At 64.7% G+C, this 25,247-nt stretch carries 28 protein-coding genes; 15 read left to right on the forward strand and 13 right to left on the reverse strand.

Going from position 1 to position 25,247, the window contains the following annotated elements; translation table 11 throughout:
* Nucleotides 1-18: 18 nt before the first annotated feature.
* The 10 genes from ACVILH_RS11355 to ACVILH_RS11400 all read right to left on the reverse strand — a co-directional run bounded on the left by ACVILH_RS11355 (nucleotide 19) and on the right by ACVILH_RS11400 (nucleotide 8,943).
* Nucleotides 19-993 (reverse strand): type II secretion system F family protein, encoded by a 975-nt coding sequence (locus tag ACVILH_RS11355; protein WP_456712970.1) that lies wholly within the window; start codon nucleotides 991-993, stop codon nucleotides 19-21.
* An 11-nt stretch (nucleotides 994-1,004) separates the two neighbouring features.
* Nucleotides 1,005-1,979, reverse strand: a complete 975-nt coding sequence (locus ACVILH_RS11360; protein WP_456712971.1) for a type II secretion system F family protein — start codon at nucleotides 1,977-1,979, stop codon at nucleotides 1,005-1,007.
* Between the two features lie 11 nt (nucleotides 1,980-1,990).
* Nucleotides 1,991-3,454, reverse strand: a complete 1,464-nt coding sequence (locus tag ACVILH_RS11365) for a CpaF family protein (protein WP_456712972.1) — start codon at nucleotides 3,452-3,454, stop codon at nucleotides 1,991-1,993.
* Nucleotides 3,455-3,475: 21 nt separating this feature from the next.
* On the reverse strand, nucleotides 3,476-4,744 hold the full coding sequence (locus ACVILH_RS11370) for an AAA family ATPase (RefSeq protein WP_456712973.1): 1,269 nt from the start codon (nucleotides 4,742-4,744) through the stop codon (nucleotides 3,476-3,478).
* A complete protein-coding gene (locus ACVILH_RS11375; protein ID WP_456712974.1) occupies nucleotides 4,741-5,481 on the reverse strand; it encodes a CpaD family pilus assembly protein in 741 nt (246 codons plus the stop codon). Before ACVILH_RS11375 ends, ACVILH_RS11370 begins: the two co-directional genes overlap by 4 nt.
* A gap of 23 nt (nucleotides 5,482-5,504) precedes the next feature.
* Nucleotides 5,505-6,989, reverse strand: a complete 1,485-nt coding sequence (locus ACVILH_RS11380) for a type II and III secretion system protein family protein (protein ID WP_456712975.1) — start codon at nucleotides 6,987-6,989, stop codon at nucleotides 5,505-5,507.
* Between the two features lie 17 nt (nucleotides 6,990-7,006).
* Entirely contained in the window at nucleotides 7,007-7,807 is an 801-nt protein-coding gene (gene cpaB, locus ACVILH_RS11385) for a Flp pilus assembly protein CpaB (protein ID WP_456712976.1), read from the reverse strand.
* A gap of 126 nt (nucleotides 7,808-7,933) precedes the next feature.
* Nucleotides 7,934-8,458 (reverse strand): A24 family peptidase, encoded by a 525-nt coding sequence (locus tag ACVILH_RS11390; RefSeq protein WP_456712977.1) that lies wholly within the window; start codon nucleotides 8,456-8,458, stop codon nucleotides 7,934-7,936.
* A 103-nt stretch (nucleotides 8,459-8,561) separates the two neighbouring features.
* A complete protein-coding gene (locus ACVILH_RS11395; protein ID WP_456712978.1) occupies nucleotides 8,562-8,696 on the reverse strand; it encodes a hypothetical protein in 135 nt (44 codons plus the stop codon).
* Between the two features lie 82 nt (nucleotides 8,697-8,778).
* On the reverse strand, nucleotides 8,779-8,943 hold the full coding sequence (locus ACVILH_RS11400) for a Flp family type IVb pilin (protein ID WP_008964729.1): 165 nt from the start codon (nucleotides 8,941-8,943) through the stop codon (nucleotides 8,779-8,781).
* Between the two features lie 401 nt (nucleotides 8,944-9,344).
* On the opposite strand from ACVILH_RS11400, the gene ACVILH_RS11405 reads away from it, so the two are divergent.
* The 4 genes from ACVILH_RS11405 to ACVILH_RS11420 all read left to right on the forward strand — a co-directional run bounded on the left by ACVILH_RS11405 (nucleotide 9,345) and on the right by ACVILH_RS11420 (nucleotide 12,256).
* Nucleotides 9,345-10,172 carry a sterol desaturase family protein gene (locus ACVILH_RS11405; protein WP_456712979.1) on the forward strand — a complete coding sequence of 276 codons (828 nt, stop codon included), beginning with the start codon at nucleotides 9,345-9,347 and terminating at the stop codon, nucleotides 10,170-10,172.
* 190 nt (nucleotides 10,173-10,362) lie between these two features.
* A complete protein-coding gene (locus tag ACVILH_RS11410) occupies nucleotides 10,363-10,797 on the forward strand; it encodes a pilus assembly protein N-terminal domain-containing protein (RefSeq protein ID WP_456712980.1) in 435 nt (144 codons plus the stop codon).
* Between the two features lie 295 nt (nucleotides 10,798-11,092).
* Nucleotides 11,093-11,641 carry a TadE family protein gene (locus tag ACVILH_RS11415; RefSeq protein ID WP_456712981.1) on the forward strand — a complete coding sequence of 183 codons (549 nt, stop codon included), beginning with the start codon at nucleotides 11,093-11,095 and terminating at the stop codon, nucleotides 11,639-11,641.
* Nucleotides 11,642-11,701: 60 nt separating this feature from the next.
* A complete protein-coding gene (locus ACVILH_RS11420; protein ID WP_456712982.1) occupies nucleotides 11,702-12,256 on the forward strand; it encodes a TadE/TadG family type IV pilus assembly protein in 555 nt (184 codons plus the stop codon).
* 146 nt (nucleotides 12,257-12,402) lie between these two features.
* Here ACVILH_RS11420 and ACVILH_RS11425 read toward each other — a convergent pair whose 3' ends face one another.
* The 3 genes from ACVILH_RS11425 to ACVILH_RS11435 form a co-directional block, all read right to left on the reverse strand.
* The gene (locus ACVILH_RS11425) at nucleotides 12,403-12,615 is read right to left on the reverse strand and encodes a cold-shock protein (RefSeq protein ID WP_006612155.1); all 213 of its coding nucleotides are present in this window, start codon (nucleotides 12,613-12,615) and stop codon (nucleotides 12,403-12,405) included.
* A gap of 302 nt (nucleotides 12,616-12,917) precedes the next feature.
* Nucleotides 12,918-13,205, reverse strand: coding sequence for a translation initiation factor IF-1 (gene infA, locus ACVILH_RS11430; protein ID WP_006612154.1), 288 nt, complete (start codon nucleotides 13,203-13,205; stop codon nucleotides 12,918-12,920).
* Between the two features lie 24 nt (nucleotides 13,206-13,229).
* Nucleotides 13,230-14,675 carry a DEAD/DEAH box helicase gene (locus ACVILH_RS11435; protein ID WP_456712983.1) on the reverse strand — a complete coding sequence of 482 codons (1,446 nt, stop codon included), beginning with the start codon at nucleotides 14,673-14,675 and terminating at the stop codon, nucleotides 13,230-13,232.
* A 509-nt stretch (nucleotides 14,676-15,184) separates the two neighbouring features.
* Between ACVILH_RS11435 and urtA the strand changes: the two genes are divergently transcribed.
* The 11 genes from urtA (at nucleotide 15,185) to ACVILH_RS11490 (ending at nucleotide 25,222) form a co-directional block, all read left to right on the forward strand.
* Nucleotides 15,185-16,507 (forward strand): urea ABC transporter substrate-binding protein, encoded by a 1,323-nt coding sequence (urtA, locus tag ACVILH_RS11440; protein ID WP_456712984.1) that lies wholly within the window; start codon nucleotides 15,185-15,187, stop codon nucleotides 16,505-16,507.
* 88 nt (nucleotides 16,508-16,595) lie between these two features.
* Nucleotides 16,596-18,209 (forward strand): urea ABC transporter permease subunit UrtB, encoded by a 1,614-nt coding sequence (urtB, locus tag ACVILH_RS11445; RefSeq protein ID WP_456712985.1) that lies wholly within the window; start codon nucleotides 16,596-16,598, stop codon nucleotides 18,207-18,209.
* Complete coding sequence (gene urtC, locus ACVILH_RS11450) at nucleotides 18,206-19,369, forward strand: urea ABC transporter permease subunit UrtC (RefSeq protein WP_456712986.1); 1,164 nt, start codon at nucleotides 18,206-18,208, stop codon at nucleotides 19,367-19,369. The genes urtB and urtC overlap by 4 nt, the downstream gene beginning before the upstream one ends.
* Before the next feature lie 4 nt (nucleotides 19,370-19,373).
* On the forward strand, nucleotides 19,374-20,135 hold the full coding sequence (gene urtD, locus ACVILH_RS11455; protein ID WP_456712987.1) for an urea ABC transporter ATP-binding protein UrtD: 762 nt from the start codon (nucleotides 19,374-19,376) through the stop codon (nucleotides 20,133-20,135).
* 3 nt (nucleotides 20,136-20,138) lie between these two features.
* Complete coding sequence (urtE, locus tag ACVILH_RS11460; RefSeq protein ID WP_456712988.1) at nucleotides 20,139-20,834, forward strand: urea ABC transporter ATP-binding subunit UrtE; 696 nt, start codon at nucleotides 20,139-20,141, stop codon at nucleotides 20,832-20,834.
* Nucleotides 20,835-20,893: 59 nt separating this feature from the next.
* Nucleotides 20,894-21,730, forward strand: a complete 837-nt coding sequence (locus ACVILH_RS11465) for an urease accessory protein UreD (RefSeq protein WP_456712989.1) — start codon at nucleotides 20,894-20,896, stop codon at nucleotides 21,728-21,730.
* 51 nt (nucleotides 21,731-21,781) lie between these two features.
* A complete protein-coding gene (locus ACVILH_RS11470) occupies nucleotides 21,782-22,084 on the forward strand; it encodes an urease subunit gamma (RefSeq protein WP_172110074.1) in 303 nt (100 codons plus the stop codon).
* A gap of 170 nt (nucleotides 22,085-22,254) precedes the next feature.
* The gene (locus ACVILH_RS11475) at nucleotides 22,255-22,560 is read left to right on the forward strand and encodes an urease subunit beta (RefSeq protein ID WP_006612145.1); all 306 of its coding nucleotides are present in this window, start codon (nucleotides 22,255-22,257) and stop codon (nucleotides 22,558-22,560) included.
* A 4-nt stretch (nucleotides 22,561-22,564) separates the two neighbouring features.
* Entirely contained in the window at nucleotides 22,565-23,104 is a 540-nt protein-coding gene (locus tag ACVILH_RS11480) for an HD domain-containing protein (RefSeq protein WP_456712990.1), read from the forward strand.
* A gap of 54 nt (nucleotides 23,105-23,158) precedes the next feature.
* Nucleotides 23,159-24,874: an urease subunit alpha gene (gene ureC / locus ACVILH_RS11485; RefSeq protein ID WP_456712991.1), complete on the forward strand. Its 1,716-nt coding sequence runs from the start codon at nucleotides 23,159-23,161 to the stop codon at nucleotides 24,872-24,874.
* 48 nt (nucleotides 24,875-24,922) lie between these two features.
* Nucleotides 24,923-25,222: a putative quinol monooxygenase gene (locus tag ACVILH_RS11490; protein ID WP_006612142.1), complete on the forward strand. Its 300-nt coding sequence runs from the start codon at nucleotides 24,923-24,925 to the stop codon at nucleotides 25,220-25,222.
* The last annotated feature ends 25 nt before the right edge of the window (nucleotides 25,223-25,247 follow it).

The following is a 25,247-nucleotide window of genomic DNA, read 5'->3' on the forward strand; positions in this document are numbered from 1 at the left end:
CGCCTCAGCCGTCCACGCCTATTGCATGGCGGCCACTTTGATGCCGGTCGGACCCAGAATGACCACGAACAGCACCGGCAGGAAGAACAGGATCATCGGCACGGTCAGCTTCGGCGGCAGCGCGGCGGCCTTTTTCTCGGCCTCGTTCATGCGCATGTCGCGGTTTTCCTGCGCCATCACGCGCAGCGATTGCCCGAGCGGCGTGCCGTAACGCTCGGATTGCTGGAGCGCGAGACAGACCGACTTGACGCCTTCGAGGCCGGTGCGGCGGGCGAGGTTCTCATAGGCGACCTTGCGGTCCTGCAGGTAGGACAGCTCCGCGGTGGTCAGCGTGAACTCCTCCGACAGCGCGATCGACTGGCTGGAGATCTCCACCGCCACCCGGCGGAACGCGGCCTCGATCGACATGCCGGACTCGATGCAGATCAGCAGCAGGTCGAGCGCATCCGGGAAAGCGCGCTTGATCGAGAGCTGGCGCTTGGAGATCGCGTTGCTGAGGAACAGCATCGGCGCCTGCAGGCCGAGATAGGCCATGCCGACGCAGATGCCGATCTTGACCGGCATCGATTTCTGCAGATTGGCGATCACGAAGACGTACAGCACGGTCCCGACGAACAGCACGACCGGCGTGACGAGGCGTGCGAACAGGAAGGTGATGTAGGGCGCCTGACCGCGATAGCCGGCCATGATCAGCTTTTCGCGCGCCGCCTCCTGGGCCAGCCATTTGGTGAGGTTGAAATCCTCGACCACCCGCGAGACCAGCTGCTTTGGCGTCTGCCGCAGCGAGACCTTCTCGCCGGCATTCATCCGCTCGCGTTCGCGCTGCTTGATGCGCTCGCGCTCGCTGGCGACCGCCTTCATGCGCTTGTTCAGGTTCTCGCCTGCGAACAGCGGCATGATCAGCGTGTAGACGGTGGCGCTCGCCGCGATCGCGGCGAAGAACATCGTCATGAAGTGCGGATCGTGCAGCTTGCTGACCAGAAAGTCGACCATGGTCCAGCCCCTCAGAAATCGAAGTTGATCATCTTCTTCATGACCAGGATGCCCATGGACATCCAGACCACGCAGCCGACCAACATCAGCTGGCCGGTCGGATGGGTCCAGAGCAGCGAGATGTAGTCGGGCGTGCTGAGATAGACCAGCAGCATCACGATCGGCGGCAGCGATCCGATGATGCCGGCGGAGGCCTTGGCCTCCATCGACATCGCCTGGATCTTCTCGGCCATCTTCTTGCGGTCGCGCAGCACCTTGGACAGATTGCCCAGCGCCTCGGAGAGGTTGCCGCCCGATTTCTGCTGGATGGCGACGACGATGCCGAAGAAGTTCGCCTCCGGCAGCGGCATGCGCTCGTACAAGCGGGCACAGGCTTCGCCGAGCGGCATGCCGATCGCCTGGGTCTCGATGATCGCGAGAAACTCGCTGCGCAACGGCTCCGGCGAGTCGGCGGCGACGACCTTGATGGATTCGAACAGCGGCAGGCCGGCCTTGATGCCGCGCACGATGACGTCGACGGCATCCGGCAACGCGGCCAGGAATTTCTTCTCGCGGCGCTTCTTGAGATAGCCGAGCACCCAGCGCGGCAGGCCGAGGCCGGCCGCGAAGCCGAGGCCGAGCGCGCCGAGCGGGCCGCCGCCGGCCACGAAGGTCACCGCGCAGACGGCGAAGCCGAGCACGCCGGAAATGATCCAGAATTTCTGCACGGTCCAGTCGAGGCCGGCCTGCGAGATGCGCATGTTCAGCGGCACCTTGCTCTGCTTCTGCGCCTTGGCCTCGAGATCCTTCAGCGAGGTTTCCACCTGCTCGCGTCGCGAGCGCTGGGTGCGTTCGGTCTGGCGGACCACCGGCTCGGACTTCGCGACGGTGCTGCGCCGCTGCTCGGCCTTCCGCTCGCCCGACAGCAGAGGATACAGGAACACCCAGGCGATGCCGCCGATAGCGGTCGCAGCGAGGAAGGCGAGGGCGAGAGCCTGAAACTTCATGGGTCGCTCCGTTATTCCTTGCTCGCGACTTCGGCGGCATCGAGCGCAGCCGCAAGCCGCTTCTCCTCGCCGTAATAGCGCGCGCGTTCCCAGAAGCGGGGCCGGCCGATCCCGGTCGAGCGGTGCCGGCCGATGATCTTGCCGTTCGCGTCCTCGCCGATCAGGTCGTACAGGAAGATGTCCTGGGTGATGATGGTGTCGCCTTCCATGCCCATCACCTCCGTGATGTGCGTGATGCGGCGCGAGCCGTCGCGCAGGCGGGCGGCCTGGACGATGACGTCGATCGAGGCGCAGATCATCTCGCGGATGGTGCGCGAGGGCAGCGAGAAGCCGCCCATCGTGATCATGGATTCGCAGCGTGACAGCGCTTCGCGCGGGTTGTTGGCGTGCAAGGTGCCCATCGAGCCGTCGTGACCGGTGTTCATGGCCTGGAGGAGGTCGAAGGCCTCCGGGCCGCGGACCTCGCCGACGATGATGCGTTCGGGACGCATACGCAGACAGTTCCTGACAAGCTCACGCATGGTCACCTGGCCTTCGCCCTCGATGTTGGGCGGCCGGGTTTCCAGACGCACCACATGCGGCTGCTGCAGCTGAAGCTCGGCGGCGTCCTCGCAGGTGATGACGCGCTCGTCGTGATCGATGTAGTTGGTCAGGCAGTTCAACAGCGTGGTCTTGCCCGAGCCGGTACCGCCTGAGATCAGCACGTTGCAGCGGACGCGGCCGATGATCTGCAGGATCTCCGCGCCTTCCGGCGAGATCGCGCCGAACTTGACGAGCTGATCGAGCGTCAGCTTGTCCTTCTTGAACTTACGAATGGTGAGCGCGGGACCATCGATCGCCAGCGGCGGCACGATGGCGTTGACGCGGGAGCCGTCGGCGAGACGGGCGTCGCAGATCGGCGAGGATTCGTCGACGCGGCGGCCGACCTGGCTGACGATGCGCTGGCAGATGTTCAGCAATTGCTGATTGTCGCGGAAGCGGATGCCGGTGCGCTGGATCTTGCCGTTGACTTCGATGAACACCGTGCCGGCGCCGTTGACCATGATGTCGGCGATGTCGTCGCGCGACAGCAGCGGCTCCAGCGGGCCGTAGCCGAGCACGTCGTTGCAGATGTCGTCGAGCAGCTCCTCCTGCTCGGCGATCGACATCACGATGTTCTTGATCGCGATGATCTCGTTGACGATGTCGCGGATTTCCTCGCGCGCGGATTCGCCGTCGAGCTTGGCGAGCTGCGCGAGGTCGATGGCCTCGATCAGCGCGCCGAAGATCGTCGCCTTGACCTGGTAATAATTGTCCGAGCGCCTGGCCTCGACCACCGGGGGCGGCGGCGGAGGCGCCTGCCGGGTCGGAGCCAGAGGAGGCGACGACACGGCTGGAGACGCCGCACGGGGGGCCGCGGGCGCCAGCTCGGGCGCTGGCGCGGCCGGCCTGAGGGTCCTGGTATCGCTGTCCGTTCCGCTACGCTTACCAAACACGACTTAGAACTCCACGAGGTCTTACTTCGCCTTCAGCTTGTCGAGCAGAGGCGACAGGAAGGAGCCTTTCGGCTTCTTGGTCTCGCTGCGGCCGGTGAGCCGCTGCGCGATCTGGAGAAACATCTCGGTCGTCCGATGATTGGGCGACATCTCCGCAATCATCTGCCCATTGTTCGCCGCCGCACCGAAGATCTGCGGCTCGAACGGGATCGTCACGATCGGCGGGCTTTCGATCGCCTTGGCGAACTCGCTGGCATTGATCTCCGGCCGCTTGGGCACGCCGACCTGGTTCAGGCAGTACAGCGGCATGCGGTCGTTGGGGCGCGCCGCCTTGAGGAGGTCGAACATGTTCTTGGTGTTGCGCAGCGAGGCGAGATCGGGCGCGGCGACGATCAGGATGTCGTCCGCGCTGATCAGCGCCCGCTTGGTCCAGCCGGACCATTGGTGCGGAACGTCGAGCACGATGCAGGGCATCGACGCCCGCAGCGTATCGAACACCGCATCGAAGGCCTCGGCGCCGAAATCGTAGACGCGGTCGAGCGTCGCCGGCGCGGCCAGGAGGCTTAGATGATCGGTGCATTTCGACAGCAGCCGGTCCATGAAGGCGATGTCGATGCGATCGGGCGAGAAGACGGCGTCTGCGATGCCCTGGGCCGGATCCTGGTTGTAGTCGAGACCGGCGGTGCCGAAGGCGAGATCGAGATCGGCGACGACCGAGTCCATCGCGAGATCGCGGGCGATCGCCCAGGCGATGTTATGCGCGATCGTCGACGCGCCCGCGCCGCCCTTGGCGCCGACCACGGCAATGATGCGCCCGACGGCCTTGGCCTCCGGAGCCGAGAACAGGTTGCAGATCGAGCGCACGACGTCGATCGGGGTCACCGGCGACAGCACATAGTCGCTGACGCCGCGGCGTACGAGCTCGCGATACAGCGTGACGTCGTTGACGCGGCCGATGACGACGACGCGGGTGCCGGGATCGCAGACGGTCGCGAGTTGGTCGAGACCGGCCAGGATGTCGGAGCGCGCGTCGGTCTCCAGAATGATGACGTTCGGTGTCGGCGCCGAGCGGTAGGCCTCGATCGCCGCCGCCATGCCGCCCATCTGAACCTTCAGATGCGCCTTGCCGAGCCGCCGGTCCTCGCCGGCGGCCTGCACGGTCGCGGCGGTCTCCACGGTTTCGCAGAACGCCTGCACCGAGACACGCGGCGCCGGCGCGATGTGATCGTCGGCCGGCGGCGGCACGACGTCAGGCTGCTCCTCTTGGGTCTGTCGGGCGTAGCTGATCATTTGCCTGTGTCACTGAGTTTGGCCTTGTCGGCCTCGGGATACGTGATCGCGGTTGACGCTCCCTTGCGGTATTTCTCGAACAACGCGGTGCGCCGGGTAGTATAGGACGGGGTCTCGGCTCGCGGCTGGACCAGATCGGCCGGGTTGTCGACCATCGCGGCCATGTTGCGCTGATAGGCGCAGCCGAAGTTCCAGTCAGGCTTGTTGTCGAACCAGTTCTTGTTCTTGATCGAGGGCCCGAGGTCGTCCGGCCACACACCGCAGGGACCGGCGGTGGCCGAGAGCTTGGGATAGCTCAGCCGGATCGCGGCCATCTGGCGCGGATCCTTGGGCTGATAGTTGCGCACCGTCAGGCCCTGCGGCGGAACGCCGGCCGCCGCGAACAAGGATTGGATCTCGCGCATCGAATCGGCGGCCGCGCGGGCGTTCGGCGTGCCGGTCGGCACGTCGGCCACGATGGCGCCCGTGCCCTGGCGCATCCAGCTTTGCGCAAGGCCCATGACCTCGGCGCGCTGCTCGGCCATCAGGCCGCCGCGGCCCTGCCCGACGAAGACGACGAGGGAGTCCGGGGCTTCCTGGACCGCGATCGGGTGGCGCAGCCGGTAGTCGTCGGGAATGCTGGCCGTGACGGCCGGGTCCCGGCGGAAGTTGCAGGCGCCGAGCAGGACTGCGGTTCCGGCGAGAGCCGCGGCAAGCTGCAGTCTGCGGCGTCGAGCAAGGCTGGGTGTCGTGGTCATGGGTGCAAGTCCTTGGTCCCTGCTCAGTCCGTGATGAAGCCGTAGGTGCCGCGATAGTTACGTGCCGGCTCGGTTCGCCCCGGCACGCCGTAGATGCGGTTGATGCTGCCCAGGAGCTCGGCCTGCGGATCCGAAGCCGCCGCAAAGCCGTCATCCGGACGGGAGAGATCCTTCTGCGCGACCGCGCGCACGACGAACGGCGTCACCAGCACCATCAGCTCGGTCTGGTTGTTGACGTAGTCGCGGCTGCGGAACAGCGCACCGAGCACCGGAAGCTGCATCAGGCCCGGCATGCCGCTGATCGCCATCTTGGTCTGCTGCTGGATCAGGCCGGCCATCGCCATCGCGCCGCCCGAAGGGATCTCGAGCGTCGTCTCGGCGCGGCGGGTCTTGATCGAGGGCACGGTCAGGGAGTTCGTGGTGGTTGCGCTCACCGCCTGCGACAGGGTGATCGAATTCTCATTGGAGAGCTCGGACACCTCGGTCATCACCCGCATCGAGATGCGGCCTTCGCTCAGCACCACCGGCGTGAAGTTCAGCGAGATGCCGAACTTCTTGAAGCTGATCTGGGTCGTACAGACGTGGGTCGTCGGATCGCACGAATAGCCGGCCGGAACGGGAAATTCGCCGCCGGCGATGAAGGTTGCCGACTCGCCGGAGATCGCGGTCAAGTTCGGTTCGGCCAGAGTGCGGATGACGCCTGCGTTCTCCATGGCCCGCAGCGTGGCTGTCACGGATGGGGTCGCTCCTCCCAACGCCGCGCTCACGGCATTGTTGGAGACGAGGTTGCTGCCATAGGCCGTGAACGGATTGGAGTTGGCGAACTTGACGACGGCCGTGCCGTAGTTGAGCTGGCCGGAGAGATCGATGCCGAGCTGCTTGACGACGGAGCGCTGCACCTCGGCGACCGTCACCTTCAGCATGACCTGGTCGCGGCCGCGGACGGTGATCGAGTTGACGACCTTCTCCGTGCCGCCGGCGAGGCGCGCGGCCAGCTCGCCGGCCTGCTGCGCCTCGATCTGGCTCGAGGCCGAGCCGGTCAGCACGACGCTTTCGCCGAGGCCTTCGATCTGGATGTCGGCGTTCGGCAAGAGCTGCTTCAGCGCAGCGCGCGCGCCGTTCAGGTCGCGCTTCACCGCGATGTCATAGGCCGCGATCTGTTGGCCCTGAGCGTCGAAGAAGACGATGTTGGTCTGGCCGATCGCCGCGCCGATGATGTAGGCGCGCTGCGACGAGCGCACCACGGCGTTCGCGATCTTCGGATCGGCAACGAGGACGTCCTTGATGTCGCGCGGCAGGTCGATGACCACGGACTTGCCGATCCCGAGCGCGAGGAAGCGCGCGTTGATCTGGCCGTCGGCGGGGGCGGCGGTTGCGGCCGCCGGGCGGTAGTCCGCCGCAATCACCGGTGCAAGCGCAGGATTCAAGGTCAGCGCAGCAGCGGCCGAAAACGACAGCGCGCGAACCATGAGGGTCCGCAGTTTCCGCTGATTTTCGCTGCAAGTCATCTCGGTCGTCCTCTCGGTCACTTCTGCGTCGTCATCGTGCTGGGAATGCCGAAGCGAACGACGGCCACGCTGTCGCCGCGCCTGCGGCTGTTCTCGTCCGAAAGCTTCTCGGCCATGTTGACGTCGGCAATGCTGCGGAGCGCCAGCGACAGCGTCCCGGTCTGCCGCGCCCGCGCCAGCGCCTCGGCCTGCTCCGGCTTCAGCTCCAAGGTCACCGTCTTGCCGACCACCGTGGTCTGCCCGTCCTTTTCCTTGGGCGCCTGGTCGATCGCGAGCACGCGGATGTTGGCCAGGATGATTTCCGAGCTGACGATGTCGCCGGCATTGGGCTGATCCGGAATCCGCTCGCGCTTGGACAGGATCACGTCGACCCGGTCATTAGGCAGAATGAAGCCGCCCGCGCCGGTCTCCGGCGAGATCTCGGTGGACACCGCGCGCATGCCCGAGGGCAGGATCGCGGCCATGAAGCCGGAGCCATCGGCCTTGACCAGCTTCTGCTCGCGGATCGGCTCGCCGGCAATGAACGGCGCCCGGGCGATCATGCCGGTCACCTCGCTATCGCCCTTCGCGCGATCCTTGCGCTGGATGAAGCTGGAGCTCGCGGTGGCGGCCGGCCAGCTCTGCCACTGCAGGTGCTCGGGCTTGATCGACTGGCCCAAAGGGATGTCCGACTTGGCGATGAGAACATCGACCGTCTCGACCGCCGGCGCGACTGCGGCAACGGGAGCCGGCCGATCGTCGGACCCGCTCGCCAGATATGCGGCTATGCCGCCAGCGCCCACAGCGATGGTCAGAACCACAATGCGTGCGGTATTCATACGCTTCACTTTCCACATTACGCCGCGACGCTTGCGCCGCCGTGATGGGAGTTGAGCAGTTATTCGTCAAAGCATGGTTAATGAGGCGTATCTAAATCGCCTTAACACCGCGTTCACACGGTGTTTTCAGAGCAATGCAAGACGCGCAGCGTCGATTGCCTTCACCCACTCGGTCTCCGGATAGACCATCAGCGCGCCAAGCGCGAGCGCGATGCCATAGGGCACGCCGCTGTCCTTGGCGTGGAGGCGCGCAAGCCAGGGTTGCCCTGCGAGCATGTAGGGCAACGGCCATTGCCGGAACTGCATGAGAGCGAGCGTGAGCACGCCGCCGAAGATCGAGGCGTACAACAGATAGTTCATCAGATGCGCGAAGCCGAACCAAAGGGCGGCCGCCGAAGCGACCTTGGCGTCACCGCCGCCGATCCAGCCGAACGCGAAGCATGTAAAGGCGATCACCAGCAGCAGCGCGCCGGCGCCGACATGCATCAGCATGTCCGTCATGCCCATTCCGCTCAGCGGCGCGAGCACCAGGAATCCGATGACGAGCGCCAGCGAGACCCGGTTCGAAATCGTCATCGTGAACAGGTCGCTCGCCGCAGCGAAGGCCATCAGAGCCGGGAACAGCAGCAGGCGCGCGAGATCGAGGGTCATGGGCTCTCAACGGCATCGAGCCGGCGCGGGATGCGCCAGCGCGCCGAATCTAGCGGCAACAGATAAATGATCGGGAAACAATCTGACGTGGGGCGTCCGGATCTCACCAGACGCTGGCGATGCGCGCCGCCAAAGCGAGGATCGAGAGTGCCAGCGCGCTGCAGATCAAGGGCAGCACGGCATCGGTCGGTCGCGACGTGCGCCGGGCTGCGGCTGCGGAGACAACGTGGTTACGCATCACTGAACGCCGCGAAGCTGGGAGGACAAATGATAAAGGCCCCGGGACGTCCGGGGCCTTCTTTGCTCGATCGTGCGGTCGCTTACTTCAGCGACGAGTTGATCGAACCGAACTTGGAGCTCAGGCTGGAGCCGAGGCCGTTCACCGCCGCAATGATCGCGAGCGAGATGCCGGCAGCGATCAGGCCGTACTCGATGGCGGTCGCGCCGGATTCATCCTTCACGAAACGAGCAAGAAGATTCTTCATAGGGTAACTCCATGTACACGTGGCTGGTCGAACAAAATCTGGTCGTTGCGGCGTTCTCAGCACCGTGACCATGTAGGCACCCTAGGGGGCAGGAATTTCGGCGTAGTTAATTCAACCGATGAAACATCGCCGCGGACGGGCGTTCTTGCGCAGAGTAAATTTGGGCTAAACCGCACGATAAAAATTGAAGCAAACATCCCGCGCCTCGGCTCCCACGTTGCGATGGTCCTGAACGCGGATCGCGTGCTGCCCTTTCGATCGCCTGAGCGCGCTCTCGCAAACGCCCCTCATCTGGCGCGCCCCGCTTGACGCTGCAGTCCTTGCCGAGCCAGGCGCGCGGTTCACGGCTCCTTAAGCGCCAGGGAGTACCCCTCGGGATAGTTCATGTGATGAGGGATGTTATGTCCGGTCTGCCGTGGGAAGTCGTGCTGATGCTCGGCCAGACCATCGAGAAGGTGCTGCCGATCACGCTGGTTCTGGCGGTCGTCTTCTCGGTGCTGAGCCATTTCTGGGCCTGCAATCCGGGCAAGCCGTGGTGGCAGAAGCGCGAGCTCGTCACCGACATGGTCTATTGGTTCTTCGTGCCGGTGTTCGCCCGCGTGCTCCGCATCGGCTTCCTGGTGCTCGGCGCCGGCGTGATCTTCAAGATCCACGACGCGGACGAGCTGATCGCCTTCTATGAGAACGGCCACGGCCCGCTGGCGCAATTGCCGGAATGGCTGCAGGGGCTGCTGTTCATCGTGCTCGCCGATTTCATGCTGTATTGGACGCACCGCTTGTTTCACGGCGGCGAGTTCTGGAAGTACCACGCCGTTCATCACTCCTCGGAGGAGCTGGACTGGATCTCGGCGGCGCGCTTCCATCCGATCAACCTGATCCTCGGCACCATCGCCGTGGACGTGATCCTGCTGATGGCCGGCATCTCGCCCAATGTGATGATCTGGGTGGGTCCGTTCACGACGTTCCATTCGGCCTTCGTGCACGCCAATCTCAACTGGACCCTGGGGCCGTTCAAATATGTCCTGGCGACGCCGGTGTTCCACCGCTGGCACCACACCGCGATGGAGGAGGGGGGCAACACCAATTTTGCCGGCACCTTCCCGCTCTGGGACATCATGTTCGGCACGTTCCGGATGCCGGAGGGGCAGCTGCCCGCGGCGTACGGCAAGGATGAAGCGACCATGCCCGGCGAGTTCGCCGGCCAGCTCGCGTTTCCGTTCCGCCGGTGAGCGGATGTGGTTTCGAGAGATTTGGGCTTCGTTGGTAGATCGTTCACCAATTAAGCGCAGATTTGCCGCGTGGGGCGCCGTCACCGCTGCGTATCGCTTGAGACGGCTCGTCAATGTCCCGGGGTTGAGTATGTCGTTCCGTATGTCGCGTCCTTGTGTATCCCTCGCATTGCGTGCGGCTATCGCCGCAATGCTGTTGTGGCCGGCTGTGGCGTCGGCGGATCCTGATCCGGCCATTGCCGTGAATGTCGACCAGGCCAAGCTGGTCAAGCTTCCGGATCGCGTTGCGACCCTCGTCGTCGGCAATCCCATGATCGCGGACGTGACGCTGCAGAGCGGCGGCATCATCGTCGTCACCGGCAAGAGCTACGGCGCCACCAACTTCATCGCCATGGATCGCGGCGGCCAGGTGCTGATCGATCGGCAGATCCAGGTGGCGGGGCCGACCGACCGGCTCGTGACGGTGTATCGCGGCGTCGATCGCGAGACCTATAGCTGCATGCCGGTCTGCCAGCGCCGGGTCACGCTCGGCGACGGCGACAGCTACTTCAAGTCGGTGCTCGACCAGGCCGGCACGATGTCGAGCACGGCGGCGGGCAACGCTGCGTCGGCCAAGGCCAACTGAGGCGCAAACGTCAGCTCCGTGCGGGCGAGGGCAGAGGCCTCGAGTGGCCGGGTGATCCCGGCCCGCCTCTTCGCGCGTGTGTTTCCATCAGCCTTTTTCGGGCGACCCCGTCTCGACCTCCCATTTCCGATCTCGCACTAGACCAAAGGTCCGAACCTGCCGCGGACGCTCGCAGGGTTAGCGGCGGGTTACGGCCGCCGGCCATCTTGCTCGCATCGTAGGAAACTCTTTCCCAAGGAGTTTCCGCTATTTCTTTCACCCAGGTTGATGTGTCTTTCCAAATCCGGGTCAAACAATGCAAGCCACCGCCTCCGCGAATGGATCGTTCCGCAGACTGCTGCGACGCTTTCGGCGTAACCGGCGGGCGTCGGCGGCGCTCGAATTCGCGCTGGTTGCCCCGGTCTTCTTTGCGCTGCTGTTCGCGATCCTCGAAACGGCGTTGATGTTCTTCGCCGGCCAGGTGCTCGAGACCATCACGCAGGACTCCGCGCGCATGATCCTGACCGGGCAGGCGCAGCAGGGCTCCTACTCGCAATCGCAGTTCGCGAGCTATGTCTGCACCCAGATCCCAGCGGCGTTGTTCGACTGCAACAAGATCTATATCGACGTGAAGAGCTACTCGTCGTTCGGCAGCGTCTCGATCAGCAATCAGATCGACAACAGCGGCAACTTCATCAACAACATGACGTATAGCCCGGGTGCCGCCGGCGACATCGTGGTGGTCAGGGTGTTCTATCAGTGGCCGATCTTCGTGACCGGGCTGGGCTACAACATCGCCAACCTCTCCGGCAGCAAGCGGCTGCTGGTGGGGACGGCCGCATTCAAGAACGAGCCTTATTCGTAAGGGCTACCAGGACCCCTCCAGGACTCCACTATGCGTTGTGAAGACAGACCGAGGTCGAAGATGGAACGCCGCCTGCTACGTCGCTTTCGCGCCTTCGGTGTCGATCGAAGCGGCGTCGCCGCCACCGAGTTCGCCTTCATCGTGCCGCTGATGCTGGTGATGTTCTTCGGCACCGTCGAATTCTGCTCGGCGATCGCCGTCGACCGCAAGGTCACGCTGATGGCGCGAACGCTGTCCGACCTGACCTCGCAGTCGACCTCGGTCGGCGACAGCGACATGTCGAACTTCTTCGCCGCCTCGACCGGCATCATGTACCCGTATTCGACGACCCCGGTGAACGCGACGATCACCGAGTTGTATGTCGATCCGACCACGAAGCAGGCGACGGTGAAGTGGAGCAAGGGATCCGCGCCGCGCACGAAGGACACGACGGTCGGCATCCCGGCCGACCTGCTGGTCAGCGGCACCTATCTCATCTTCAGCGAGGTGAGCTACCAATATGTCCCGACCATCGGCTATGTGATGGCCAAGACCGGCATCAATCTGAGCGACGTGGCCTACACCCGTCCGCGGCAGTCGACCTGCGTCTACTACAGCCCGTCGACGAGCTGCTGAGCTGCGACCTGTCGCCGGGCGGTCCCCCGCGTTGCGGGGACGGCAGGCGGCGCGAACATCAGATCCAAAACCAGGACATGAAAAAAGGCCGCGCGAGGCGGCCTTTCGCTTGTTCGGAGACGATCTGGCGATCGCTCTCCCGCTGCTCAGTTGGCAGCGCGCAGATTGTCGGCCGAGGACTTGCCCGAACGGCGGTCAGCGACGATCTCGTAGGAGATCTTCTGGCCTTCGCGCAGCGTGCCGAGACCGGCGCGCTCGACGGCGCTGATGTGCACGAACACGTCATTGCCGCCGTCATCCGGCTGAATGAAGCCATAGCCCTTGGTTGCGTTAAACCACTTCACGGTTCCCATGCTCACGGGGGTAGTTCCCTTCTCAGATATCAAATGTCGTAACCCAGGACTCTGGGTTGGTTAGATCGAATTTTTGGAAGGGTCGTCAGCGTCTGAACCGGCTGTACCGGTAATAGCTAATCTCGTCCGGCCGAAAATCGATTGCGGGATATATTATTGGAAATGGCCGCGCAAAACAATCCTGAGGTGCGGGAGGGCGCACGATTTTTTGCCGCGCCGGCTCGCCGCCGACGCGTTGGATTGTCGCTGATTGCGCAAGACTTCATCAAGCTGCAGTGCGGGGCGGCCCATCGTTCCGCCCCGGCCCGTCAGCGCCGGCGGAACTGGCCGCCACGCTGGGCGCCGCGCGGAGGACCACCGGGGGTGCTGGGGCGCTCGTCCTTGTGGCGGAAGATGAGGCGGCCCTTTTCCAGGTCGTAGGGCGACATCTCGACGGTCACGCGGTCGCCCGCGAGCGTCTTGATGCGATTCTTTTTCATCTTGCCCGCGGTGTAGGCGACGATCTCGTGCCCAGCGTCGAGTTGCACGCGATAGCGCGCGTCGGGAAGGATCTCGGTGACCAGCCCTTCGAACTGGATCAGCTCTTCCTTAGCCATGTCTTTCTCCAGATCGATAGACGTCTAGTTTGGCCGTTGGTTGCGGTTATGAGCGTGGTTTTTGGGTCTGCCTTCGCGATGCAGGAATGCAACGCCTTGAATCGACCCGGCCTTGCCGCCGCCTTGCGGCGGCCGGTTGGGCTCCTGACGATTGCCTGGCAGAGCCGGCACCTTAGCATTGGAACGTCGGCGGCGGCGAGGGCCTTTTGCGGCGTTGCCCCCATCGTTGGTCCGCGCATTCTGCATGCCAGGACGACCGCCGCCATGGTTGCCTTGACGTTGCCCCTGACGCTGCTCTTGACGCTGCGGCTGGCCGGCCGGAGCGGCCTCGCGATGGCCGGGCGTGCGGCGATCCTCGCGCGGCAGCGTGGTCTTGGTCAGCCGCTCGATGTCGCGGAGATAGGACATCTCGTCCGGTCCGGCGACCAGCGAGATCGCGACGCCGTCGGCGCCGGCGCGCGCGGTGCGGCCGATGCGGTGGACATAGGTCTCGGGCACGTTCGGCAGGTCGAAATTGACCACATGGCTGACGCCGTCGACGTCGATGCCGCGGGCCGCGATGTCGGTGGCCACCAGGGTGCGGATCTCGCCGGTGCGGAACGCCGCCAGCGTCCGCTCGCGGTGGTTCTGCGACTTGTTGCCGTGGATGGCCTGGGCCGGAATGCCGGCCTTCTCCAGGCCCTTCACGACCTTGTCGGCGCCGTGCTTGGTGCGGGTGAACACCAGCGCGCGGTTGACCGGCTCATCCTTCAGCAACTGAGCCAGCAGGCTCGGCTTGGCCGAGTGATCGACCTGGATGACGCGCTGGGCAATGCGCTCCACGGTCGAGGAGACCGGGGTCACCGCGACCCGCGCCGGATCGCGCAGCATGGAGTCGGCGAGCTCGGCGATGTCCTTCGGCATGGTGGCCGAGAAGAACAGCGTCTGGCGCTTGATCGGCAGCTTGGCGACGATCTTCCGGATGTCGTTGATGAAGCCCATGTCGAGCATGCGGTCGGCCTCGTCGAGCACCAGGAACTCGACATGGGACAGCTTCAGCGCATTGCCCTGGACGAGGTCGAGCAGCCGGCCCGGGGTGGCGACCAGCACGTCGACGCCCGGCATCACCGCGCGGACCTGGCGTCCCATCGGGACGCCGCCGATGGCGAGCGTCGAGCTCAGGCGGATGTGGCGGCCATAGGTGTTGAAGCTGTCGAGGATCTGGCCCGAGAGCTCGCGGGTCGGGCTCAGCACCAGCACGCGCGCCGTCTTCGGCTGCGGCTTGATGCGGTTCTCGAGCAGGCGATGCAGGATCGGCAGCGCGAACGAGGCGGTCTTGCCGGTTCCGGTCTGCGCAATGCCGATCACGTCGCGCCCCTGGAGTGCGATCGGGATGGTTTGGGCCTGGATCGGGGTGGGGGTGGTGTAGTTCTCTTCCTTCAGCGCGCGCGTCAGCGCGTCAGCGAGGTTGAAGTCCTGAAAAGAGGTCAAAAGATTGGGCTTTCCATAAGAGGATAAGGCCCGGGTCGGCAGGCAGCCGGACGCGGGTGGGTGGTTGAAGAGACACCCGCGTGTTTGGAGCGTCGAGATTGGATAGGGGAGGATGCAAAGCCAGAAGCTCAGGTCGAGCTAAAGAACACGCGGCTTGCAGAGATCCGGCCGATTCGCCTCGATCTATCAGCTATATGGAACAGGTGCGCGGCACTTTCAAGGCCGCTGCGCAACGGAGCGGCGATTGAGGTGGTACTCTACTGCTTTAAAATTAGCCAATCGAAACAAGGTGCATAAATCATGCGCTCATTGCCGGCTGATTAATCATCGAGCCTGCCCAAGGCTGAGGCAGTCGGTTGCGACCTTCCGCCGCGATTTTGCCGAGTTCCACATTCGGGTCAATGGCTTACCGGATGTGAATGGCATGGCACGCTTCTTGCGATTCTTCCGCCGCAGACCGCCGGCCGCCTTGGCTGCGATGCACGTCTGCGTCAGGGAGATATTACCTCATGCTTACTCGACTCACTCAGGAATTAATGGCGCCGTTCAGCCGCCGTCGCTGGCTGGCTGCTGCTGCCGGCCTGGCACTGGGCGCAGCCGGCTTCGGCCCGGCCATGGCCGCCGACGACACCATCAAGATCGGCGTTCTGCATTCTCTGTCCGGCACCATGGCCATCAGCGAGACCACGCTGAAGGATACGATCCTGTTCCTGATCGACGAACAGAACAAGAAGGGCGGCGTGCTCGGCAAGAAGCTCGAGGCCGTCGTCGTCGACCCCGCCTCGAACTGGCCGCTGTTCGCCGAGAAGGCGCGCGAGCTGATCACCAAGAACAAGGTCGCGGTCGTGTTCGGCTGCTGGACCTCGGTGTCGCGCAAGTCGGTGCTGCCGGTGTTCAAGGAGCTCAACAGCATCTTGTTCTATCCCGTGCAGTACGAGGGCGAGGAGAGCGAGCGCAACGTGTTCTACACCGGTGCCGCGCCGAACCAGCAGGCGATCCCGGCGGTCGACTACCTGATGAAGGAAGAGAAGGTGAAGCGCTGGGTGCTGGCCGGCACCGACTACGTCTATCCGCGCACCACCAACAAGATCCTGGAAGCCTACCTGAAGTCGAAGGGCGTGGCTCAGGACGACATCATGATCAACTACACGCCGTTCGGTCACTCCGACTGGCAGACGATCGTCGCCGACATCAAGAAGTTCGGCTCGGCCGGCAAGAAGACCGCCGTGGTCTCGACCATCAACGGTGACGCCAACGTTCCGTTCTACAAGGAGCTCGGCAACCAGGGCATCAAGGCGAAGGACATTCCCGTCGTCGCCTTCTCGGTGGGTGAGGAAGAGCTCGCCGGCATCGACACCAAGCCGCTGGTCGGCCATCTCGCCGCCTGGAACTACTTCGAGTCGATCAAGACCCCGGCCAACGAGAAGTTCATCAAGGATTGGCAGGCCTACACCAAGAACCCGAAGCGCGTGACCAACGACCCGATGGAAGCTCACGTGATCGGCTTCAACATGTGGGTCAAGGCGGTCGAGAAGGTGAAGTCGACCGATCCGGACAAGGTCATCGACGCGCTCCCCGGCACCGAAGCGCCGAACCTGACCGGCGGCGTGTCGAAGATGCTGCCGAACCACCACATCACCAAGCCGGTGTTCATCGGCGAGATCAAGGGCGATGGCCAGTTCAGCGTCGTCTACAAGACCAAGGATCTCGTTCCGGGCGACGCCTGGTCGAAGGAGCTCGAGGGCTCCAAGGACCTGATCGGCGACTGGGTCGGCAAGAAGTGCGGCAACTACAACGTCAAGACCAACAAGTGCCTGGGCTCGGGCACCTGATCTCGACCTGACGTCATCATGACGACCGGAGAAGGCGGCGATCTGCCGCCTTCTCCTCTGCCTCCTGAACTCCTGCCGGGGTTATCCAGTGCCTGCCATTGTTCTCGCGCTCGTGCGCGGCTTTCTTCTCGCCATTGCCTTGATCGTCCCGACCGCTCCGGCCTTCGCCGCCAGCTTCGAGGAGTCGGTCGCCAAATTCGCCAATGACGATTTTTCCGATACCGACGATGCGGTGGGCGAGATCGCCGTGTCCGGCAATCCCTTGGCTTTCCCGATCATCAGCGCGCTGCAGGACGAGCGGCTGATGTTCGACGCCGAGACCAAGAAGGTCTTCATCAAGCAGGCCGACGGCAAGATCATCGATGCTGCGACCGGCGCTGCCGTCGACAAGCTGCCCGACAATGCCGCGGCCGTCAGCCTCAACAACCGGCTGCGCCGCAGCGTCGATGCTGCGCTCGGCGGCCTGACCCTGCTGTCGCCCGACACCAACACAAGGCTGACCGCGGCGAAATCCGTGTTCAAGTCGCATGAGGAGGCGACGCTGCCGACGGTGGAATCGGCGCTCGCCAAGGAGACCAATCGTTCCGTCAAGCAGGCGCTCGCCGAGGCGCGCGCCGCGATCCTGCTGTTCAAGTCCGACGCCAGCGAGGTCGACAAGCTCGAAGCCGTCGCCACCATCAAGTCGCGCGGCGACCAGGAGGCGCTGGCGCTGCTGACCGAGATCAGCGGCGGCGATCAGCCGGCCAACGTTGCCAAGGCGGCGGCGAGCGCGATCTCCTCGATCCAGGGCTCGCTCGCGATCTGGTCCGGCGTGCAGAATGCCTGGTACGGCCTGTCGCTCGGCTCCGTGCTGCTGCTGGCCGCGATTGGCCTAGCCATCACCTTCGGCGTCATGGGCGTCATCAACATGGCTCATGGCGAGATGGTGATGCTCGGCGCCTACACCACCTTCGTCGTGCAGGAGGTGATCCGCACGCGTTATCCCGTGCTGTTCGACTATTCGCTGCTGATTGCCGCGCCGCTCGCCTTCATGGTCGCGGGCGCCATCGGCGTGCTGATCGAGCACACCATCATCCGCTTCCTCTACGGACGTCCGCTCGAGACCCTGCTCGCCACCTGGGGCCTGTCGCTGATCCTGCAGCAGGCGGTGCGCTCGGCGTTCGGCCCGACCAACCGTGAGGTCGGCAATCCCTCCTGGATGAGCGGCGCCTTCGAATTGGGCCAGATCACCATCACCTATAACCGGCTCTGGATCCTCTGCTTCACCCTGGCCGTGTTCGCGATCCTGCTCGCGATGCTGCGCTACACCGCGCTCGGCCTGGAGATGCGTGCGGTCACGCAGAACCGGCGCATGGCGGCGTCGATGGGCATCGCCACCTCGCGGGTCGATGCACTCACCTTCGGACTGGGTTCGGGCATTGCCGGCATTGCCGGTGTCGCGCTGTCGCAGATCGACAATGTCAGCCCCAATCTCGGCCAGAGCTACATCATCGATTCCTTCATGGTCGTCGTGTTCGGTGGCGTCGGCAATCTCTGGGGCACGCTGGTCGGCGCCTTCACGCTCGGCATCGCCAACAAGTTCCTGGAGCCGGTCGCCGGCGCCGTGCTTGGCAAGATCGCGATCCTCGTCTTGATCATCCTGTTCATTCAGAAGCGCCCGCGCGGCCTGTTCGCGCTCAAGGGCCGGGCGGTGGAAGCATGATGCCGCATATGCTGACCCGGTCGCTCGACCGCGGCGCGTCGATCTTCCTCCTGATTGTTGCGGCCTGCGGCATCCTGATCCCGCTGTCCAACCTGCTGCTTCCGGCGGGCTCGGCGTTGCAGGTGCCGACCTATTTGGTCGCCCTATGGGGCAAATATGTCTGCTACGCCATCCTCGCGCTCTCGATCGACCTGATCTGGGGCTATTGCGGCATCCTCTCGCTTGGCCACGGAGCGTTCTTCGCACTCGGCGGCTACGCGATGGGCATGTATCTGATGCGCCAGATCGGCACCCGCGGCGTCTATGGCAATCCGATCCTGCCGGACTTCATGGTGTTTCTGAACTATTCCAAGCTGCCCTGGTACTGGTACGGCTTCGACATGTTCTGGTTCGCCGCGGTGATGGTGTTGCTTGTGCCGGGCCTGCTCGCCTTCGCCTTTGGCTGGCTCGCCTTCCGCTCGCGGGTGACAGGCGTGTATCTCTCGATCATCACCCAGGCGATGACCTACGCACTGCTGCTCGCCTTCTTCCGCAACGATTTCGGCTTCGGCGGCAATAACGGCCTGACGGACTTCAAGGACATTCTCGGCTTCAACGTCCAGGCGGAGGGCACGCGTGCCGCCTTGTTCGCGCTGAGCTGTCTGGCGCTGATCCTGGCGTTCCTGATCTGCCGCGCCGTGGTGTCGTCGAAGCTCGGCAAGGTGCTGATCGCGATCCGCGACGCGGAATCGCGCACGCGCTTCCTCGGCTATCGCGTCGAGTCCTACAAGCTGTTCGTGTTCACGCTGTCGGCCTGCATGGCCGGCGTCGCCGGCGCGCTCTATGTCCCGCAGGTCGGCATCATCAACCCTTCGGAGTTCGCGCCCGGCAACTCGATCGAGGCGGTGATCTGGGTCGCGGTCGGTGGCCGCGGCACGCTGGTGGGGGCCGCGCTCGGCGCCGTCGTCGTGAACTACGCCAAGACGTTCTTCACCTCGGGCGTGCTGGCCCCGTACTGGCTGTTCATGCTCGGCGCGCTGTTCGTGCTGGTGACCCTGCTGCTGCCCAAGGGCATTCTCGGCACGTTCAATGCGTGGTGGGAGCAACTCGGCACCAAGACGCCGAACGCCGACAGCGCCGCCCGCGAGGACGGCGTCACCGAACCCAAGATGGCGGAGTGAGCCCGTGAACGTGATGGACACCCGCGCGACCTCGTCGCTGCTCTATCTCGACGGCGTGCACGTCTCCTTCGACGGCTTCCACGCCATCAACAACCTCTCGCTGACGCTGGAGCCGGGCGAGATGCGCGCCATCATCGGCCCGAACGGCGCCGGCAAGACGACGATGATGGACATCATCACCGGCAAGACCAAGCCGGACGAGGGCACCGTGCTGTTCGACGGCAAGACGGATCTCACGCGCCTGGATGAGACCCGCATCGCGGAGCTCGGCATCGGCCGCAAGTTCCAGAAGCCGACCGTGTTCGAGAGCCAGTCGGTCGAGGACAATCTGCTGCTGGCGCTCAATGTGGACCACAGCGTCAAGGGCACGCTGTTCTGGCGCGGCTCGAAGGGCGAGGCGGAGCGGATCGACAAGGTGCTCGAAACCGTGCGGCTCAAGGATGTCAGGCGCAAGCTCGCAGGCAGCCTGTCGCACGGCCAGAAGCAGTGGCTGGAGATCGGCATGCTCTTGGCGCAGGACCCGAAGCTCCTGCTGGTCGACGAGCCTGTCGCCGGCATGACCGACGTCGAGACGCATCAAACGGCTGAGCTGCTCAAGGAAATCAATCGCGATCACACCGTCATGGTCGTCGAGCACGACATGACCTTTGTCCGCGAGCTCGGCGTCAAGGTCACCTGCCTGCACGAAGGCACTGTCCTGGCCGAGGGCACCATCGACCAGGTGTCGTCGAATGAGCGCGTGATCGAAGTGTATCTGGGGCGCTGACCAATGCTCGACGTCAAGGACATCAATCTCTATTACGGCGCCGCCCAGGCGCTGCGCGGCGTCTCGATCGCGGCGGAGCCGGGCAAGGTCACTTGCGTGCTCGGCCGCAACGGTGTCGGCAAGACTTCGCTGCTGCGCGCGCTGGTCGGGCAGTATCCGCTGGCGTCGGGCAGCATCACCTTCGATGGCGCCGACATCACCCATCTCAAGCCCTATGAGCGGGCGCGCAAGGGCATCGGCTTCGTGCCGCAGGGCCGCGAGATCTTCCCGCTGCTGACGGTCGAGGAGAACCTGAAGACAGGTTTCGGCCCGCTCAAGCGCGCCGACCGCAGCATTCCCGACGACGTGTTCTCGCTGTTTCCGGTGCTGCAATCGATGCTCGGCCGGCGCGGCGGCGACCTCTCCGGTGGCCAGCAGCAGCAACTCGCGATCGGCCGCGCCATGGTGATGCGGCCAAAGGTCCTGCTGCTGGACGAGCCGACCGAGGGCATCCAGCCGTCGATCATCAAGGACATTGGCCGGGCGATCTCGTATCTGCGCAATCTCGGCAACATCGCCATCGTGCTGGTCGAGCAGTATCTCGACTTTGCCTGCGAACTCGGCGACAACTTCGCCGTCATGGATCGCGGCGCGGTGAAGTTCACCTGCACCCGCGCCAATCTCGACCAGGCCGAGATCAGCCGCCAGATGGCGCTGTGATCGTCATCTAACTTCGTGGACGCGGCCCCACCGCGTCCGGTCCCAGGGGGAGGGGATCGATGCGGGCCGATCCCGCCAGCGCCGCCGCCGACATTTTCGAGGCCAACCGCGCCCGCGGCGCGGTGCGCTTCGACGTGCGCCTGCAGGACGGCGTGACGCGGCGCCATCACCTGCATGAGTCCGGCTCGCTGCGCGTGCGCTTTCCCTCGCCCGAGGACGACGGCCTCTCGGCGATGTTCGTCAACACGGCCGGCGGCATTGCCGGCGGCGATCGGTTTGCGATCGAGGTCATGGCGGGCGAGGGCAGCCGCGTCACGCTGTCGAGCGCGGCGGCCGAGAAGGTCTATCGTGCCCCCGGCAAGCCGGCCGAGCTCGATATTGCGCTGAAGGCCGCGGCCGGCGGGCACATCTCATGGCTGCCGCAGGAGACCATCCTGTTCGACCGCGCCCGCATTCACCGCCGCATCGACATCGATCTTGCCGAGACGGCCTCGCTGCTGCTGTGCGAGATCGTGGTGTTCGGCCGCACCGCGATGGGCGAGCGCATGCGCGAGGGCGCGTTCGTCGATCGCTGGCGGCTCAGGCGCGGCGGCAAGCTGGTGTTCGCCGAGACCATCCGCCTCGATGGCGACATCGGCGACAAGCTGGCGCAGCCGGCGATCGCCAAGGGCGCCGCGGCCATCGGTACGGCGCTGATCGTGCCGGGCGATGCCGCGCTGGTCGAGCGCATCCGTGAGAGCCTGCCGTCCTTCCGCGGCGAGGCCGGGCTGTCCGCCTGGAATGGATTTGCAATGGCGCGCTTCTGTGCCCAAGATGCCGCGAGCCTGCGCGCCGACATGATGGCAGTGCTGGGTTGTGCCTCCCCCGTGCCGCTGCCGCGGCTGTGGCTCAATTAGAGACGTTTACCAACCACCGATTATCCAGAAGACGATCACCAGAGAAGCCGCATGAACCTGTCTCCCCGCGAAAAGGACAAGCTCCTGATCTCGATGGCCGCCATCGTGGCCCGCCGCAGGCTCGAGCGCGGCGTCAAGCTGAACCATCCCGAGGCGGTCGCCATCATCTCCGATTTCATTCTCGAAGGCGCACGCGATGGCCGCACCGTGGCCGAGCTGATGCAGACCGGCGCCCAGGTCCTGACCCGCGATCAGGTGATGCCCGGCATCCCGGAGATGATCCACGACATCCAGGTCGAGGCGACGTTTCCGGACGGCACCAAGCTGGTCACGGTGCACGAGCCGATCCGGTGAGGCGAGCCCAACTCTTTCGGTCGTCATGCCCGGGCTCGGCCCGCCTGCGCGGCCGTAGCCGCTTCGGCGCGGCGAAGGCACGGGCATCCACGCGTCTTGCTCCGAGTGGTGAGACGTGGATGGCCGGGTCAAGCCCGGCCATGACGCAGTTGATCTAGGCGAGGTGCAACATGATCCCCGGCGAACTCTTCATCCAGGACGGCGAGATCGAGCTCAATGCCGGCCGCAAGACGGTGACGCTCTCGGTCGCCAACACTGGCGACCGGCCGATCCAGGTCGGCTCACATTATCATTTCTTCGAGACCAATCCGGCGCTGAAGTTCGATCGCAAGAAAGCCAGGGGCATGCGCCTCGACATCGCCGCCGGCACGGCCGTCCGCTTCGAGCCCGGCCAGACCCGCGACGTCCAGCTGGTCGCGCTCGCCGGCAAGCGCATGGTCTACGGCTTCCGCGGCGACGTCATGGGCAAGCTGTAGTCCGATGCTGACCGGATTGCGCCTTGTCTCCGAAGCAGCCGAGCTGGCGGCCCGCCGCCATGCCGGCCAGCAGCGCAAGGGGCGCGACGAGGAGCCGTATATCAATCATCTGGCCGAGGTGGCGAACATCCTCGCTGCCACAACCGACGGCGCGGACGCCGAGCTGGTCGCGGCCGGCTGGCTGCACGACACCATCGAGGATACCGACACCACGCGCGACGAGCTGGCGCAGCGCTTCGGCGCGCGCGTCGCCGGTCTGGTCGAGGAAGTCACCGACGACATGACGTTGCCGAAGAGCGAGCGCCGTGCCGTACAGGTGATCGCGGCGCCGGCTAAGTCCGCCGGCGCCAAGCAGATCAAGATCGCCGACAAGATCAGCAACATCCGTGCGCGCGTCTTCTTCGAGCCCGACCTCGAGCAGCAGCTCGAGCTGATGGAGTATGTCGGCTGGGCCGAGCAGGTCGTCGCTGGCTGCCGCGGCGTCAACGCGCGGCTGGACGCGCTGTTCGATGAGACTGTGACGAATGCACGAGGGACGCTGTGAGCGGATCGCCGGCGTCTCGACAACACGACAAATAGAACTAATTGGGGGCCAACGATGTCCGTCAAGATCAAGCGTTCCGTCTATGCCGACATGTTCGGCCCGACCACCGGCGACAGGGTGCGGCTCGCCGACACCGATCTGATCATCGAGGTCGAGAAGGACTTCACCACCTATGGCGAGGAGGTGAAGTTCGGCGGCGGCAAGGTGATCCGCGACGGCATGGGCCAGTCGCAGGCGACCAACAAGCAGGGCGCTGCCGACACCGTCATCACCAATGCGCTCATCGTGGACCATTGGGGTATCGTGAAGGCCGACGTCGCGATCAAGGACGGCATGATCTCGGCGATCGGCAAGGCCGGCAATCCCGACATCCAGCCGGGCGTGACCATCGTCATCGGCCCGGGCACCGACGTGATCGCGGGCGAGGGCAAGATCCTCACCGCTGGCGGCTTCGACAGCCACATCCATTTCATCTGCCCGCAGCAGATCGAGCACGCGCTGATGTCCGGCGTCACCTCGCTGCTCGGCGGCGGCACCGGCCCGTCGCACGGCACCTTCGCCACCACCTGCACGCCCGGCCCGTGGCACATCGGCCGGATGATGCAGTCGTTCGATGCCTTCCCGGTGAATCTCGGCATCTCCGGAAAGGGCAATGCGTCGCGTCCCGCCGCGCTGGTGGAGATGGTCAAGGCCGGCGCCTGCGCACTGAAGCTGCACGAGGACTGGGGCACGACGCCAGCCGCGATCGACAACTGTCTCTCGGTCGCCGACGATCACGACATCCAGGTGATGCTGCACTCCGACACGCTGAACGAGTCCGGCTTCGTCGAGGACACGATCAAGGCCTTCAAGGGCCGCACCATCCATGCCTTCCACACGGAGGGCGCCGGCGGTGGCCACGCGCCTGATATCATCAAGGTCGCCGGCCTGAAGAACGTGCTGCCGTCGTCGACCAATCCGACGCGGCCGTTCACGCGCAACACCATCGACGAGCATCTGGACATGCTGATGGTGTGTCACCATCTCGATCCGTCGATCGCCGAGGATCTCGCCTTTGCCGAGAGCCGCATCCGCAAGGAGACGATCGCTGCCGAGGACATCCTGCACGATCTCGGCGCGCTCTCGATGATGTCGTCGGACTCGCAGGCCATGGGCCGTCTCGGCGAGGTCATCATCCGGACTTGGCAGACCGCCGACAAGATGAAGAAGCAGCGCGGCGCCTTGCCGCAAGACAAGGGCAAGGACAACGATAATTTCCGCGTCAAGCGATACATCGCCAAGTACACGATCAACCCGGCGATCGCCCATGGCGTCTCGAAGCTGATCGGCTCGGTCGAGAAGGGCAAGCTCGCCGATCTCGTGCTGTGGTCGCCGGCCTTCTTCGGCGTCAAGCCGGACTGCGTGATCAAGGGCGGCACCATCGTCGCGGCGCCGATGGGCGATCCGAATGCCTCGATCCCGACGCCGCAGCCGGTGCATTACCAGCCGATGTTCGGCGCCTTCGGCAAGTCGCTGACGGCGTCGTCGGTGATCTTCACCTCGAAGGCGGCGGTCGCCGGCGGGCTGGCCCGCAAGCTCGGCCTATCCAAGAAGCTCTATGCGGTGCAGAACACCCGCGGCAAGATCTCGAAGAAGAGCATGATCCACAACGACGCAACACCCAATATCGAGGTCGATCCCGAGACCTATGAGGTGCGTGCGGACGGCGAATTGCTGACCTGCGAGCCCGCCGAGGTGCTGCCCATGGCGCAGCGCTATTTCATGTTCTAAGCTTGCCCCCGGTACCCAGAAACAGAAACGTACCGGGAGGACTGCTTCGTGATCTATGTCGTTGCCACCTTGACCATCAAGCCCGAAACGCGTGCCGAATTCATCGCCGCCGCCACTGCCTGCATCGAAGGGACCCGCAAGGAGCCCGGCAATATCGCCTATGATCTGCACGAGAGCGTCACCGATCCGAGCCGGATGGTGTTCGTCGAGCAGTGGGACAATGCCGAGGCACTTGTGCCGCATCGCGCGACCGAGCACATGAAGACGTTCGGGCGTGTGGCCGTGAAATGCATGGCGGCGCCGCCGAAGATCGAGATCATCACGCCCGAGAAGGTCGATGTCCGCTGAGCGGAATTGACCGGGCGGAAGAGAG

Source organism: Bradyrhizobium sp. USDA 4353, assembly GCF_054063215.1.

Bases quoted from the DNA above. Each gene is read 5' to 3' on its own strand.
- ACVILH_RS11415 (WP_456712981.1), top strand. From the start codon at position 11,093: ATGCAAGCCACCGCCTCCGCGAATGGATCGTTCCGCAGACTGCTGCGA.
- urtE (WP_456712988.1), top strand. From the start codon at position 20,139: ATGCTCGACGTCAAGGACATCAATCTCTATTACGGCGCCGCCCAGGCG.
- ACVILH_RS11360 (WP_456712971.1), bottom strand. From the start codon at position 1,979: ATGAAGTTTCAGGCTCTCGCCCTCGCCTTCCTCGCTGCGACCGCTATC.
- urtC (WP_456712986.1), top strand. From the start codon at position 18,206: ATGATGCCGCATATGCTGACCCGGTCGCTCGACCGCGGCGCGTCGATC.
- ACVILH_RS11375 (WP_456712974.1), bottom strand. From the start codon at position 5,481: ATGACCACGACACCCAGCCTTGCTCGACGCCGCAGACTGCAGCTTGCC.
- ACVILH_RS11410 (WP_456712980.1), top strand. From the start codon at position 10,363: ATGCTGTTGTGGCCGGCTGTGGCGTCGGCGGATCCTGATCCGGCCATT.
- ACVILH_RS11480 (WP_456712990.1), top strand. From the start codon at position 22,565: ATGCTGACCGGATTGCGCCTTGTCTCCGAAGCAGCCGAGCTGGCGGCC.
- ACVILH_RS11405 (WP_456712979.1), top strand. From the start codon at position 9,345: ATGTCCGGTCTGCCGTGGGAAGTCGTGCTGATGCTCGGCCAGACCATC.
- infA (WP_006612154.1), bottom strand. From the start codon at position 13,205: ATGGCTAAGGAAGAGCTGATCCAGTTCGAAGGGCTGGTCACCGAGATC.
- ACVILH_RS11470 (WP_172110074.1), top strand. From the start codon at position 21,782: ATGAACCTGTCTCCCCGCGAAAAGGACAAGCTCCTGATCTCGATGGCC.
- ACVILH_RS11395 (WP_456712978.1), bottom strand. From the start codon at position 8,696: ATGCGTAACCACGTTGTCTCCGCAGCCGCAGCCCGGCGCACGTCGCGA.
- ACVILH_RS11355 (WP_456712970.1), bottom strand. From the start codon at position 993: ATGGTCGACTTTCTGGTCAGCAAGCTGCACGATCCGCACTTCATGACG.
- ACVILH_RS11475 (WP_006612145.1), top strand. From the start codon at position 22,255: ATGATCCCCGGCGAACTCTTCATCCAGGACGGCGAGATCGAGCTCAAT.
- ACVILH_RS11400 (WP_008964729.1), bottom strand. From the start codon at position 8,943: ATGAAGAATCTTCTTGCTCGTTTCGTGAAGGATGAATCCGGCGCGACC.
- ACVILH_RS11465 (WP_456712989.1), top strand. From the start codon at position 20,894: ATGCGGGCCGATCCCGCCAGCGCCGCCGCCGACATTTTCGAGGCCAAC.
- ACVILH_RS11420 (WP_456712982.1), top strand. From the start codon at position 11,702: ATGGAACGCCGCCTGCTACGTCGCTTTCGCGCCTTCGGTGTCGATCGA.
- ureC (WP_456712991.1), top strand. From the start codon at position 23,159: ATGTCCGTCAAGATCAAGCGTTCCGTCTATGCCGACATGTTCGGCCCG.
- ACVILH_RS11370 (WP_456712973.1), bottom strand. From the start codon at position 4,744: ATGATCAGCTACGCCCGACAGACCCAAGAGGAGCAGCCTGACGTCGTG.
- urtA (WP_456712984.1), top strand. From the start codon at position 15,185: ATGCTTACTCGACTCACTCAGGAATTAATGGCGCCGTTCAGCCGCCGT.
- ACVILH_RS11380 (WP_456712975.1), bottom strand. From the start codon at position 6,989: ATGACTTGCAGCGAAAATCAGCGGAAACTGCGGACCCTCATGGTTCGC.
- ACVILH_RS11390 (WP_456712977.1), bottom strand. From the start codon at position 8,458: ATGACCCTCGATCTCGCGCGCCTGCTGCTGTTCCCGGCTCTGATGGCC.
- cpaB (WP_456712976.1), bottom strand. From the start codon at position 7,807: ATGAATACCGCACGCATTGTGGTTCTGACCATCGCTGTGGGCGCTGGC.